The organism is Celeribacter sp. SCSIO 80838 (genome assembly GCF_056498065.1).
On record NZ_JAZKMA010000001.1, the window covers coordinates 889,168 to 901,589 of the forward strand.

At 58.9% G+C, this 12,422-nt stretch carries 10 protein-coding genes; 6 read left to right on the plus strand and 4 right to left on the minus strand.

What is annotated here, in order from left to right:
• Positions 1-51: 51 nt before the first annotated feature.
• Positions 52-2,673 carry a DNA mismatch repair protein MutS gene (gene mutS, locus V1475_RS04335; protein WP_479413952.1) on the minus strand — a complete coding sequence of 874 codons (2,622 nt, stop codon included), beginning with the start codon at positions 2,671-2,673 and terminating at the stop codon, positions 52-54.
• 165 nt (positions 2,674-2,838) lie between these two features.
• Here mutS and V1475_RS04340 point away from each other — a divergent pair, with 165 nt between their 5' ends.
• From V1475_RS04340 to V1475_RS04350, 3 genes are all read left to right on the plus strand, one after another.
• Positions 2,839-5,103: an NADP-dependent malic enzyme gene (locus V1475_RS04340; protein WP_479411776.1), complete on the plus strand. Its 2,265-nt coding sequence runs from the start codon at positions 2,839-2,841 to the stop codon at positions 5,101-5,103.
• 27 nt (positions 5,104-5,130) lie between these two features.
• Positions 5,131-6,006 carry a ribokinase gene (locus V1475_RS04345; RefSeq protein ID WP_434289742.1) on the plus strand — a complete coding sequence of 292 codons (876 nt, stop codon included), beginning with the start codon at positions 5,131-5,133 and terminating at the stop codon, positions 6,004-6,006.
• Between the two features lie 187 nt (positions 6,007-6,193).
• Entirely contained in the window at positions 6,194-6,748 is a 555-nt protein-coding gene (locus V1475_RS04350; RefSeq protein WP_479411777.1) for an ester cyclase, read from the plus strand.
• A gap of 110 nt (positions 6,749-6,858) precedes the next feature.
• Here the strand turns inward: V1475_RS04350 and V1475_RS04355 are convergent, their stop codons facing one another.
• Positions 6,859-8,082 (minus strand): argininosuccinate synthase, encoded by a 1,224-nt coding sequence (locus V1475_RS04355; RefSeq protein ID WP_479411778.1) that lies wholly within the window; start codon positions 8,080-8,082, stop codon positions 6,859-6,861.
• A 136-nt stretch (positions 8,083-8,218) separates the two neighbouring features.
• On the opposite strand from V1475_RS04355, the gene V1475_RS04360 reads away from it, so the two are divergent.
• On the plus strand, positions 8,219-8,971 hold the full coding sequence (locus tag V1475_RS04360) for a hypothetical protein (RefSeq protein WP_479411779.1): 753 nt from the start codon (positions 8,219-8,221) through the stop codon (positions 8,969-8,971).
• Positions 8,964-10,214: a threonine ammonia-lyase IlvA gene (ilvA, locus tag V1475_RS04365; RefSeq protein ID WP_479411780.1), complete on the plus strand. Its 1,251-nt coding sequence runs from the start codon at positions 8,964-8,966 to the stop codon at positions 10,212-10,214. The genes V1475_RS04360 and ilvA overlap by 8 nt, the downstream gene beginning before the upstream one ends.
• Positions 10,215-10,222: 8 nt before the next feature.
• Here ilvA and V1475_RS04370 read toward each other — a convergent pair whose 3' ends face one another.
• On the minus strand, positions 10,223-10,543 hold the full coding sequence (locus V1475_RS04370; RefSeq protein ID WP_479411781.1) for an Hpt domain-containing protein: 321 nt from the start codon (positions 10,541-10,543) through the stop codon (positions 10,223-10,225).
• A 208-nt stretch (positions 10,544-10,751) separates the two neighbouring features.
• Between V1475_RS04370 and V1475_RS04375 the strand changes: the two genes are divergently transcribed.
• Positions 10,752-11,975: a PP2C family protein-serine/threonine phosphatase gene (locus tag V1475_RS04375; protein ID WP_479411782.1), complete on the plus strand. Its 1,224-nt coding sequence runs from the start codon at positions 10,752-10,754 to the stop codon at positions 11,973-11,975.
• Here V1475_RS04375 and V1475_RS04380 read toward each other — a convergent pair.
• Entirely contained in the window at positions 11,960-12,391 is a 432-nt protein-coding gene (locus V1475_RS04380) for an NUDIX hydrolase (RefSeq protein ID WP_479411783.1), read from the minus strand. The genes V1475_RS04375 and V1475_RS04380 overlap by 16 nt on opposite strands.
• Positions 12,392-12,422 lie beyond the last annotated feature (31 nt).

Sequence of the window (12,422 nt, forward strand, 5' to 3'; positions counted from 1 at the left end):
CTCAGAGACCAGCAATAGAAAAGCCCCCGAAATCCGGGGGCTTTTTTGTCCTCAGCCCAGTTTCGATTTCAAATCGTAAAGCACCTGCAAGGCCTCTCGGGGGCTCAATTCATCCGGCAAAATCTCTGCCAGAGCCTTCTCCACGGCGCTTTCCTTGACCTTGGTCGGAGGTGGCGCGGCGGGTATGGCGGCGAAAAGCGGAAGATCGTCGATGATCGCCTTCGGATTGGCGGCATTCTCCGCCTGACCCTTTTCCAGAGCCTCCAAAACCGATTTGGCCCGTTCCACGACAGCATCGGGCAGGCCCGCAAGCCGCGCCACCTGAACCCCATAGGACCGATCTGCTTTCCCTTTGATCACCTCATGGAGGAAAATCACCTCTCCCTCCCATTCCTTCACCGCCACGGTGGCATTGTCCGCCCCCGGCAACTTGTCGGAAAGCGACGTCATCTCATGATAATGCGTTGCAAACAGCGCCCGGCATTTGTTCACATCGTGCAGATGTTCCAGTGTCGCCCAGGCAATCGACAGCCCGTCATAGGTCGCCGTGCCGCGCCCGATCTCATCTAGGATCACCAAGGCCCGGTCATCCGCCTGATTGAGGATTGCGGCGGTTTCGACCATCTCGACCATGAAAGTCGAGCGCCCGCGCGCCAGATCGTCGGAGGCGCCCACGCGAGAGAAAAGCTGTGACACGATGCCGATATGCGCCCGCTCCGCCGGGACATAGGACCCGGCCTGCGCGATGAGCGCGATGAGCGCGTTTTGGCGCAGAAAGGTCGATTTACCCGCCATGTTCGGCCCGGTCAAAAGCCAGATCGCCGCCCCGTCACGCCCGTCCGACAGGGCGCAGTCATTGGCGACGAATTTCTCGCCGCCGTGTTTTCGAAGCGCGCGTTCCACCACCGGGTGACGCCCGCCTTTAATCTCGAATTCTCGACCCAAATCCACCGCAGGACGGGTCCAACCCTCGCTTTGCGCCAGATCGGCCAGCGATGTGATCAGGTCCAGTTCCGCAAGCGCCCCGGAGGCATCGTTGATCGCCGGCGCGCGCTCAAGAATGGCCATGCGCAGCACTTCGAACAGCCGCTTTTCGATCTCGAGCGCGCGTCCGCCCGCATTGTGGATCTTGGTCTCAAGCTCGGACAGTTCGAGCGTCGTGAACCGAACCTGATTGGCCGTGGTTTGGCGGTGGATAAAGGTCTCCGACAGCGGTGCCGACAACATTTTTTCCGCATGGGTCGAGGTGGTCTCGATGAAATAGCCCAGGACGTTGTTGTGCTTGACCTTGAGCGACTGCACGCCGGTCATCTCGGCATATTTCCTCTGCAAGGAGGCAATCACTCCGCGGCCTTCATCGCGCAGCGTGCGACATTCGTCGAGCTCCTCGTCGTAACTCGGCGCGATAAACCCGCCATCGCGGGCCAAAAGCGGCGGCTCGGCGACAAGAGACAGGTCCAGCAGGTCGATCAGCTCGGCATGGTCGGTCAAAAATGCCATTTTCTGCTGGATTAGGGTCGAAATCGGCGCATCGACAAGAATATCGCGAATGCTTTCCGCCTGAGCAAGACCGTTGCGAATGGCCGCCAGATCGCGGGGGCCTCCCCGGTCGAGCCCAAGCCGGGACAAGGACCGTTCCATATCCGGCACTTTGCGCAGCGCTTCACGCAGCGCCTGAGCTGTACGGCTGTTTTCAATCGCAAAGGTGATCGCATCGAGACGGTCGGTGATCACCGCGACATCGCGCGAGGGGCTGGCAAGGCGACGTTCCAAAAGACGACCACCCGCTGCGGTCACGGTGCGGTCCATGGTGGCAATCAACGCGCCTTCGCGCGACCCGGACAGGGAATGCGAGATCTCAAGGTTGCGCCGTGTCGAGGCGTCGATCTGCATCGCACCGCGCAAGCTCTCCCGCACCGGTCGCCGCACCAGCGGCAGCTTGCCTTTCTGGGTGATGTCGAGATAGTCGACGATCGCCCCCATGGCGGAAATCTCTGGTAGGGTGAACTGCCCGAACGCGTCCATCGAAGACACTTTGAAAAGCTCCGTCAGGCGCGTCTGGGCCGAAGTGCTGTCAAAAGACGCGCGCGACAGATCGGTCATCCGATCATGAAAATCAGGCACGAATTCGGCCCAATTTGCCTCATGCGCCTCGGAAACCACGATCTCCGACGGGTTCAGCCGCGCCAGTTCCGGGCCAAGACCGACCAGCGGGCAGGGCATGACATGAAAGGCACCCGTCGAAATATCGACCCAAGCGAGCGCACCCTCTTCGCGGATTTCCGCATAGGCCGCGAGGTAGTTGTGACGACGCGCATCGAGAAGGCTGTCTTCGGTCAGGGTGCCCGGCGTCACCAATCGCACCACATCGCGTTTGACCACCGATTTGGAGCCACGCTTTTTCGCTTCCGCCGGGTCTTCGAGCTGTTCGCAGACCGCGACTTTGAATCCTTTGCGAATGAGGTTCAGCAAATAGGTTTCCGCCGCATGCACCGGCACGCCGCACATCGGAATATCGTCGCCCGCATGTTTGCCGCGTTTCGTCAGCGCAATGTCGAGCGCCTCGGAGGCCGCAATCGCATCGTCAAAGAACATCTCGTAGAAATCGCCCATGCGATAAAACAGGAGCGCGTCGCGATGTCGCGATTTGATTTCGAGATATTGCGCCATCATGGGCGTGGCGGGAGGTTCTGAGGACACTGTCGGCTTCCGATTTTGATTTCGGACCAACTTATCGCCCCGATGGGGGAGGTAAAGGCCCTGATCGCGTTCTTTTTGTTGAGCATCCCACGGGGTCTCGGTAAGTAGGACCGACTGACGACGAGGAGGCACGCGCGCATGTCCAAGACCAAGCAAACCCGAGAAGAGGCGCTGGCGTTCCATATGGAACCGCGCCCCGGCAAATTCGACATCACGCCCAGCGTGCCCATGTCGACTCAGCGCGATTTGTCGCTGGCCTATTCTCCGGGTGTGGCCGTGCCTTGCGAGGAAATCGCGCAATCGCCGGAAACCGCCTACGATTATACGAACAAGGGCAACCTCGTCGCGGTGATCTCCAACGGCACCGCCGTTTTGGGGCTTGGCAATCTCGGCGCGCTGGCGTCCAAACCGGTGATGGAAGGCAAGGCGGTTCTATTCAAACGTTTTGCCGATGTGAACTCCATCGACATCGAGCTGGACACCACCGATCCGGAGGAAATCATCCGCGCCGTGCGTCTCATGGGGCCGACCTTTGGCGGCATCAACCTTGAGGACATCAAGGCGCCCGAGTGTTTCATCATCGAGCAGACGCTCAAGGAACAGATGGACATCCCGGTCTTCCACGATGACCAGCACGGCACCGCCGTGATCTGTGCCGCCGGTCTGATCAACGCGTTGTACCTCTCCGGGAAAAAGATCGAGGATTGTAAAATCGTCCTGAACGGCGCCGGGGCCGCCGGGATCGCCTGTCTCGAACTCATCAAGGCAATGGGCGCACAGCATGACAACTGCATTATGTGCGACACCAAGGGTGTGATTTACCAAGGCCGCACCGAGGGCATGAACCAGTGGAAATCGGCCCATGCCGCCGTCACCGATGCCCGTACCCTGTCCGAGGCGATGGAGGGCGCGGACGTGTTCCTCGGGGTATCCGCCAAAGGCGCCGTCACGCAGGACATGGTGAAATCCATGGCGCCCAATGCCGTGATCTTCGCCATGGCCAACCCCGATCCGGAGATCACCCCCGAAGACGCCCATGCCGTGCGCGATGACGTGATTGTCGCGACCGGGCGCTCCGATTACCCGAACCAGGTCAACAACGTTCTGGGCTTCCCTTACCTGTTCCGCGGTGCGCTCGACATCCATGCCCGCGCCATCAACGACGACATGAAAATCGCCTGTGCGCAGGCGCTTGCGGCGCTGGCCCGCGAAGATGTGCCGGATGAGGTGGCTCTGGCCTATGGTCAGAAACTGTCCTTCGGGCGCGATTACATCATCCCGACGCCCTTCGATCCGCGTCTGATCTACACCATTCCGCCCGCCGTCGCGCAGGCCGGGATGGACACCGGCGTGGCCCGCCGTCCGATCATCGACATGGAAGGCTATGCGCAGGACCTTCAGGCCCGCATGGACCCGACCGCGCATCTTCTGCAACGCCTCTACGCCCGTGCGCGTCAGGAACAGGCGACGATGATCTTCGCGGAGGGCGACGATCCCCGCGTGCTGCGCGCCGCCGTGGCCTATCACCGGGGCGGGTTCGGGCGCGCACTTGTCGTGGGCCGGACCGACGAAGTCCGCAAGAAACTTCAGGAAGAAGGCCTCGGCGAGGCGATGTCCGAGATCGAAATCGTCAACGCCGCCAACACGCGCCATCTACAGGAATACAAGGATTTCCTCTACAAACGCCTGCAACGCCGCGGTTTTGACCAGAAGGACATCCACCGTCTTGCCGGTCGCGACCGCCATGCTTTCTCCGCGCTGATGCTGGCCCATGGTCATGCCGACGGTCTTGTGACCGGCGCGACCCGCAAATCCGCCCATGTGCTCGACCGGATCAATTCCGTGTTCGACGCCACCGCCAAGGATGGCGCAGTTGGTGTGACCGCGATCCTGCACAAGGGCCGGATCATCTTCATCGCCGATACGCTCGTCCATGAATGGCCGGTCGAAGAGGATCTCGCCGACATCGCCATCGCTGCCGCCCGTGTGGCGCGCTCCATGGGGATCGAGCCGCGTGTGGCCTTCGCCTCCTTCTCGACCTTCGGTTATCCGGTGTCGGAACGCGCGCATAAAATGCATGTCGCTTCCGAAGTGCTCGACGCCCGCGGGGCCGATTTCGAATACGATGGCGAGATGACCGTCGATGTGGCGCTGAACCCGGAGGCCATGGCGGCTTACCCGTTCTGCCGTCTCTCCGGCCCGGCGAACATCCTCGTCGTGCCCGCGCGTCACTCCGCCTCCATCTCCGTCAAGCTGATGCAGGAACTGGCCGGCGCGACGGTGATCGGCCCGATCTTGACCGGCGTCGATAAACCCATTCAGATTTGTTCAACCGTTTCGACGGTAAACGACATTCTGAACATGGCTGTCCTGGCCGCCTGCAAGGTGGGTCAGACGAAGTAAGAAGGACACAGTTGGGGAGGTGTATAAATGGCGATTTTCAATCTCGGTTCGGTCAATATCGACCGCTTTTATACCCTGCCTCGCTTTCCCGGCCCCGGCGAAACGCTAAGCGCCACCGGGCACAAGATCGGATTGGGCGGCAAAGGGGCCAACCAATCCGTCGCCGCCGCGAAAGCCGGGGCGGAGGTCTATCACATCGGAGCCATCGGCAAGACCGACCCTTGGGTGCGTCAGCGGATCGAGACCTACGGTGCCAATTGCAAATTCCTGCGTGAGGTCGACGAACCCACCGGTCATGCGGTGATCTATGTCGGGCCCGATGGCGAAAACATGATCGTTATCGATCCGGGCGCGAATGTGAAACAGGACAGCGAATTCGTCATTCAGGCCATCGATCAGGCCAAGGCGGGCGATACGCTTTTGCTGCAAAACGAAACCAATCTTCAGGCCCCGGCTGCGACCTTCGCGCTTGTGAAGGGCATGCGGGTGATCTATTCCGCCGCTCCGTTCTCCGTCGAGGCGGTGCGTGGTGTGATCCCCGATGTCTCCATGGTGGTGATGAACGCGGTGGAGGCCTCGCAGCTTTGCTCCGAAATGGGCATGTCCCTCGATCAGATCCCGGTGCCGCAGGTTCTTGTGACCCTCGGTGCCAAGGGTGCGATGTGGCGTTCCAACGAGACCGGTGAAATCATCGAGGTCAATTCCCCGAAAGTCACCGCCGTCGACAGCACCGGAGCCGGGGACACCTTCGTCGGTTATGTGGCGGCGGGGCTCGATTTCGGCATGCCGATCCGCACGGCCATGGAATGGGCGGTGCAGGCCGCGGCGCTCAAGGTGACACGTCCCGGAACGGCGGACGCCATCCCTTCGGCGGCCGATGTGAAGGCGGCTTTCGGGATGTAAGGGCGCAAGAGCCGTGATCTGACAGAGAAGGGTGCCGTGCAGGTGCCCTTTTTCATTTCATTGAATTCATAATTAGGAACAAAATAGAGAAAGTCATACCATAAAGACGCCATATCGAGGATAGTTCGGGGCATCTACAGTGATCTCAATCGAAACGGGCGACGCCCACGACACTGGAGATACCGACATGAAATCTTATCTGACCCTCGCCGCCGCTGCCGCAACCGCCTTTGCTGGCGCCGCTTATGCCGACGACAATGCCGTGATGACCGCTGCCCTTTCCGAGCTGGCGCAATACCAGTCTCAGGAAGCCACCATCGAGAAAAACCTCAACACGTTCGACACGCTCGATTTCGATGTGTTCACCAACCAGAAATGGGATCGTCTGCACGAAAGCCATTCCGATGACATCAAGGTTCACCTGCCCGACGGCACCGTGACCGAAGGCATCGACGTCCACATCGACTATCTGAAATACTTCTTCTCTTTCGCGCCGGACACGCGGATCGAAACCCACCCGATCCGTATCGGTCAGGGTGAATGGACCGGCGTTGTCGGTGTGATCGAAGGCACCTTCACCGAGCCGATGCAACTTGCCGACGGTTCGGCGATCGACCCGACCGGCAAAGCCTACAAACTGACGATGGCCACCGTCGGCCACTGGACCGATGCGGGTGTCATGGACGAAGAATATCTCTTCTGGGACAATGACGCGTTCTACAAACAGATCGGTCTGCGCTGATCGCCCGCATTGCGGTTTTGAAAATGAGAAAGGGCGTCCTGCGGGACGCCCTTTTGTTGTGTGCTGTGGTTCGTCGCATGCCCGACGGAAGTCCGACGTTTTGCCGACACTTATTTCAGACGGCGATTCCGGGCTGCCAGAAGTTTCAGGCGCAGGGCGTTGAGCTGAATGAAGCCCGCCGCGTCTTTCTGGTCGTAGGCACCGGCGTCGTCCTCGAAGGTCACGTGTTTCTCGGAATAAAGAGAGGCTTCCGACCAACGGCCAACGGTATGCGCCGCGCCTTTGTAGAGTTTCAGGCGCACGGTGCCGGACACATGTTCTTGCGATTTGTCGATAGCGGCCTGCAACATCTCGCGTTCCGGGGAGAACCAGAAGCCGTTGTAGATCAGTTCCGCGTAGCGCGGCATCAGCATGTCTTTCAGGTGGCCCGAGCCGCTGTCGAGCGTGATTTGTTCGATGCCGCGGTGCGCTTGCAGAAGAATGGTGCCGCCCGGGGTCTCGTAGATGCCGCGGGATTTCATGCCGACGAAGCGGTTTTCCACCAGATCGAGCACGCCAATGCCATGTTTTCCGCCCAATTCATTGAGCTTTGTCAACAGGGTAGCCGGAGACATCGCCTCGCCGTTGACTGCAACCGCATCGCCTTTTTCAAAGGTGATTTCGACATATTCCGGCTCGTTCGGCGCTTGCTCGACCGGCACGGTCCGTTGGAGAACGTAGTCGGGCGCTTCCTCGGCCGGGTTCTCGAGAACGCGACCCTCGGACGAGGTGTGCAGCAGGTTGGCATCGACCGAGAACGGCGCTTCGCCACGCTTGTTCTTGGCGATCGGAATCTGGTTTTTCTCAGCGAAATCAATAAGTTTCGTGCGGGACGACAGGTCCCAGATCCGCCAGGGCGCGATCACTTTGATGTCGGGGTTCAGCGCATAAGCGGAGAGCTCGAAACGCACCTGATCGTTGCCCTTGCCGGTCGCGCCATGCGCCACGGCATCGGCCCCGGTCGCTTCGGCGATCTCGACAAGACGTTTGGAGATCAGCGGACGCGCAATCGAGGTTCCGAGCAGATATTCGCCTTCATAAAGCGCGTTGGCGCGGAACATCGGGAAGACGAAATCACGCACGAACTCTTCGCGCACGTCTTCGATGTAGATGTTTTCCGGTTTGATACCAAGGAGTTCCGCCTTCTTGCGCGCCGGGTCCAACTCTTCGCCCTGACCGAGATCGGCGGTGAAGGTCACGACCTCACAACCGTATTCGGTCTGAAGCCATTTCAGGATGATCGAAGTATCGAGGCCGCCGGAATAGGCGAGAACCACTTTTTTAGGCGCAGACATGGGACATTCCTTTTTCGGAGTTCGCAGGCGCGATTATCGGTTTTTTGGGGCAAGAGCAAGGATTACGCCCAAGATTGCTTTAGCTCCCCCGGCAAAAGCACTAAACCTGCGGTCATAAGCTCTGAGAAAGGTCGTCATGACGGGTTTCATTCTATTCCAAAACGCGGTTTTACGGGTCATTCGCCATCTGGACGAAGCGCTGGCGGTGTCAGGATTGATCTGGATCGGCATCCTGATCGTCCAGATTCTCGCCTTTGGCTCCGTCGATATGGAGGGGCTGACCTCAGGCGATCCGGCAGCGGTGTCCGGCAGCGGTCTTTGGCTCATTCTCCTGTCGAATGCCGTGATGGCGGTAGGATCCTGTTGGATCGCGGTGGAGTGGCATCTTTATGCGTTGGAAGGCAAACGCCCAACCTCGGCCTTTCCCTCCTGGAGCGGATCCCGCATCTGGGGTTATCTGATCCTGTCGATCGTCATCGGCTTGCTGATCGGTCTGTCGGTTGGTGTTCTGGGCGGCGTGCTGGTTGGGCTCTTCGGGAACGTTTTGGTGCAGGCCTTGGGCGGGCTGTTCGTCGTGGTGCTGATCGCATTGCCTGCCGTGTTTGTGTTTTTTAGGGTTTCCCCGACCCTGCCCGCGGTTGCGCTGGGGCAGAAAATCTCATTTGTGCAGGCTTGGCAGGCCACGAAACCGCATTCCGCTGTGATCTTTCAGGCTGTGATCCTGTCTATCGCGCTGTTCATTGTGATTCAGCTCATGGGATCGCTGTTCGGAGGCGGTTTGTTGGGCTTGCTTTACGAATTGCTGGCCGGGTGGTTTTTGCTGATGGTCAACGTGAGCCTGTTGTCGTCGATTTATGAACTGGCCATGCGGGGAGAACTTCATGACTGAACCGGGTCCTTTCACCAAACGCGCGCGCGCTGCGGAAACGTTGGTCCGGCGTCTGTTCGCGCCCACGCCATGCCTGCGCAACGACCATCTTTCGAAAATCTACGATTGCGATGTCTGGCTCAAGCGCGAGGATCTGACTCCGGTGCGCTCCTACAAGCTGCGCGGGGCATGGAATGCGATGATGAAAGCGCGGGACAAAGACCCCAACATTGGGCTTTTCGTCTGCGCCTCTGCGGGGAACCATGCGCAGGGCGTTGCCTTTGCCTGTCGGCAATTCGGGGTCAAAGGGGTGATCTTCATGCCGGTTACGACGCCGCAGCAGAAGATCGACAAGACCAAGGTCTTTGGCGGTGAAAATATCGAGATCCGTCTGGTTGGCGACTATTTCGACAACACGCTGGAGGCTGCGCAGAGCTATTGCGCCGAGCAGGGTGGGCATTTTCTTGCACCTTTCGACGACATGGATGTGATCGAGGGGCAGGCGACCGTGGCCGTTGAGTTCATGTCCCAGATGGTGCCGGATGTGGTGGTTCTGCCTGTGGGCGGCGGCGGGCTTTCGGCCGGAGTGCTGTCCTACCTGCGGGAGGTGGCGCCTTCCGCCGAGGTTTATTTTGTCGAGCCGATGGGCGGGCGCTCGCTTGATGCTGCGGTTGCGGCTGGTGAACCGGTGACCCTGAGCGATGTCGACAGTTTCGTCGATGGCGCTGCCGTGGCGCGGATTGGAATGCTGCCGTTTGAAATTTTGAAGGACATTCCTCGCGATCACATTCTCGCCTGCCCAGAGGATCGTATCTGTTCGACCATGCTCGACATGCTGAATGTCGAGGGAATCGTTTTGGAACCCGCAGGTGCCTTGTCGATCGACGCACTTCAGGACATCCGCGATGCGGTACACGGCAAACGCGTGCTGTGTGTGACATCCGGCGGCAATTTCGATTTCGAACGCTTGCCGGAGGTCAAGGAACGGGCACAGCGATTCCGGGAACTCAAGAAATACTTCATCCTGCGCATGCCGCAGCGCCCCGGTGCCTTGCGCGATTTTCTAGATATGCTGGGGCCGAACGATGACATTGCTCGCTTCGAATATCTGAAAAAATCCGCGCGAAATTTCGGGTCGGTCCTGATCGGGATCGAAACCGACAATCCGGCGAATTTTGCACATTTGTTCGAGAAAATGAACGGAGCGGGGCTGGTCTATCGCGACATCACCAATGACCGGGATCTTGCGGAATTCGTGCTATAGACAGCGGCTCAGGCGACGGCCCTGCTGACAAATTCGGAGCGCGATCGAGCGTAACTTTCGAAGATTTCGATCATATTGATGACCTCGGAGCGCCCCTCGCGCGCCGCCCTTTCGCCGTCCCGGCACAGCGCGGAAAAGGCGGCGAATCCGAGGTTGAGCGAACTGCCTTTGAGAAAATGGAGATCTTGCTCAAGGGATGCTGTGTCGGGCATGGATTGCATGCGCGCGATGGCTTCGTCGACCTCTTCGAGAAACAGGTCCACGACCTCACGAAAATCCTCTGCACCTACTTCGTCCCGCAATTCCGCAACCCGGTTCCAGTCAATCATGGCAGCCTCCTGTCTGTGGTCGATAAGAGGGCAATAAGATTACGCAAATGTAAGCGAGAGCCTGATTTTCCTGAAAATTTTAGATTTAAGGCGACATTAAATCGACTGGGTCAGGATGAGTGGAACACGTCACAGGTCAGGATACTTCGTTTTGCTCATCGCTCAGGAAAATAACACATATTTGCAGGCCGTGCCTGAACGCGGGGTTGTGAACAACGTTCTGGTCGTGGACGATTCGCGGGCGCAACGGCGTATCCTGTCCTCTTATCTCGGGCGCTGGGGGTATGCGGTGTTCGAGGCGGCTTCGGGTGAGGAAGCGATAGCGATCTGTCGGCGTGAGCCGATTGATCTCGTGGTCTCCGATTGGATGATGCCGGGGATGAACGGTCTGGAGTTTTGTCAGGCTTTTCGGCAACTCGACCGCGCACATTATGGCTATTTCATTCTGTTGACCTCGAAATCCGACAAGGCGGAGGTGGCTCAGGGACTCGATGTTGGCGCGGATGATTTCCTGACCAAACCCGTGGCCGGAGATGAGCTTTTGGCGCGGATTCGTGCCGGAGAGCGCATCTTGCGGATGGAGCGGGAGCTGACGGAAAAGAACCGTCTGGTCAGCTCTACGCTGACGGAAATCTCGGCGCTCTACGACTCGCTCGACCGCGATCTGGTCGAGGCCCGGAAGATGCAACAGTCGCTCGTACGCGAGCGTTTCCACGATTTCCAGACGGCGCAGGTGTCATTGCTGCTGCGCCCCTGCGGGCATGTCGGTGGCGATCTCGTCGGTTTCTTTCCGATCAACGAGCGTCAGTTCGGCATTTTTGCACTCGACGTGTCGGGACATGGCATCGCCTCTGCGTTGATGACCGCGCGGCTTGCGGCCTATCTTACGGGCTCCACGCCGGAACAGAACCTTGCGATCCGCAGCGATCCGCAAGGCGGTTTCTACCCTGCCAACCCATCAGAGGTGGCGGCGACTCTCAACCGGCTGATGCTCGAAGAGATGGAAACGGATCTCTATTTCACGATGATTCTGGGGCATTTCGATCGGATGAGTGGGGAGTTCGTCATGGCGCAATGCGGTCATCCGAACCCGGTATTTCAATCGAAAGACGGGACCGTGAGCTTTTTTGGGGATGGGGGCATGCCGGTCGGCCTGATCCCGAATGCACCATATGAAGATGTGCGTCTGACCCTCGGGCCGGGTGAGCGCATCCTTATTTTCTCCGATGGGGTCACGGAGTGTCCCGATGGCGAGGAGGGAATGCTTGGGGAAGAGGGGCTTGCGGAGATGTGCCGTAAAGTGGCCCAGGAGTCTGGAAACGCCTTTTTCGATACTTTTCTGTGGGATCTCAACGATTACAATAAGGACAAGGATTTCCCGGACGATATCTCGGCCATTTTGCTGGAGTATTCCGCTCAGAATACGCGTTGAAGAAAGGCTCTGTCGCCGGGATTTCCAAGGCTGATCATCCCCTGTTCCGGGCTTACCCAATGCACCGAATGGTCTTCTTCGGGCGGCTCGGCGAGTTTTCGAACCGGATGTGCCCGATAAATGTGACAAATTTTTTCGGCCCAGAGATCGTATTCTGGCATGAAGACAAACCGTCGGAAGGCGCCGAGAAAGCGAGGTTTTGCAATCCGCCAACCTGTTTCTTCGAAGACTTCGCGGTGCAGAGCGGTCACCGGACTTTCGCCCGGGTCGATGCCACCGCCGGGCAGTTGAAATTCATTGTGGATGCCCGCCTGATAGGTCAAAAGCAGCCGTCCGCCTCTTGGCAAGATGGCATAGGCCCCGGGACGCGCACGGTAAGATTGCCCCTCAAGTTTGGGTTTCCCGTATCGCCGCATATCTGCCTTGCCTTTCTTCGGTGGTTGTTCC

Excerpts from the sequence above, each read along its gene's own strand:
- V1475_RS04340 (WP_479411776.1), top strand. The coding sequence starts at position 2,839 with ATGTCCAAGACCAAGCAAACCCGAGAAGAGGCGCTGGCGTTCCATATG.
- V1475_RS04380 (WP_479411783.1), bottom strand. The coding sequence starts at position 12,391 with ATGCGGCGATACGGGAAACCCAAACTTGAGGGGCAATCTTACCGTGCG.
- V1475_RS04345 (WP_434289742.1), top strand. The coding sequence starts at position 5,131 with ATGGCGATTTTCAATCTCGGTTCGGTCAATATCGACCGCTTTTATACC.
- mutS (WP_479413952.1), bottom strand. The coding sequence starts at position 2,673 with ATGATGGCGCAATATCTCGAAATCAAATCGCGACATCGCGACGCGCTC.
- V1475_RS04360 (WP_479411779.1), top strand. The coding sequence starts at position 8,219 with ATGACGGGTTTCATTCTATTCCAAAACGCGGTTTTACGGGTCATTCGC.
- V1475_RS04370 (WP_479411781.1), bottom strand. The coding sequence starts at position 10,543 with ATGATTGACTGGAACCGGGTTGCGGAATTGCGGGACGAAGTAGGTGCA.
- V1475_RS04350 (WP_479411777.1), top strand. The coding sequence starts at position 6,194 with ATGAAATCTTATCTGACCCTCGCCGCCGCTGCCGCAACCGCCTTTGCT.
- V1475_RS04355 (WP_479411778.1), bottom strand. The coding sequence starts at position 8,082 with ATGTCTGCGCCTAAAAAAGTGGTTCTCGCCTATTCCGGCGGCCTCGAT.
- ilvA (WP_479411780.1), top strand. The coding sequence starts at position 8,964 with ATGACTGAACCGGGTCCTTTCACCAAACGCGCGCGCGCTGCGGAAACG.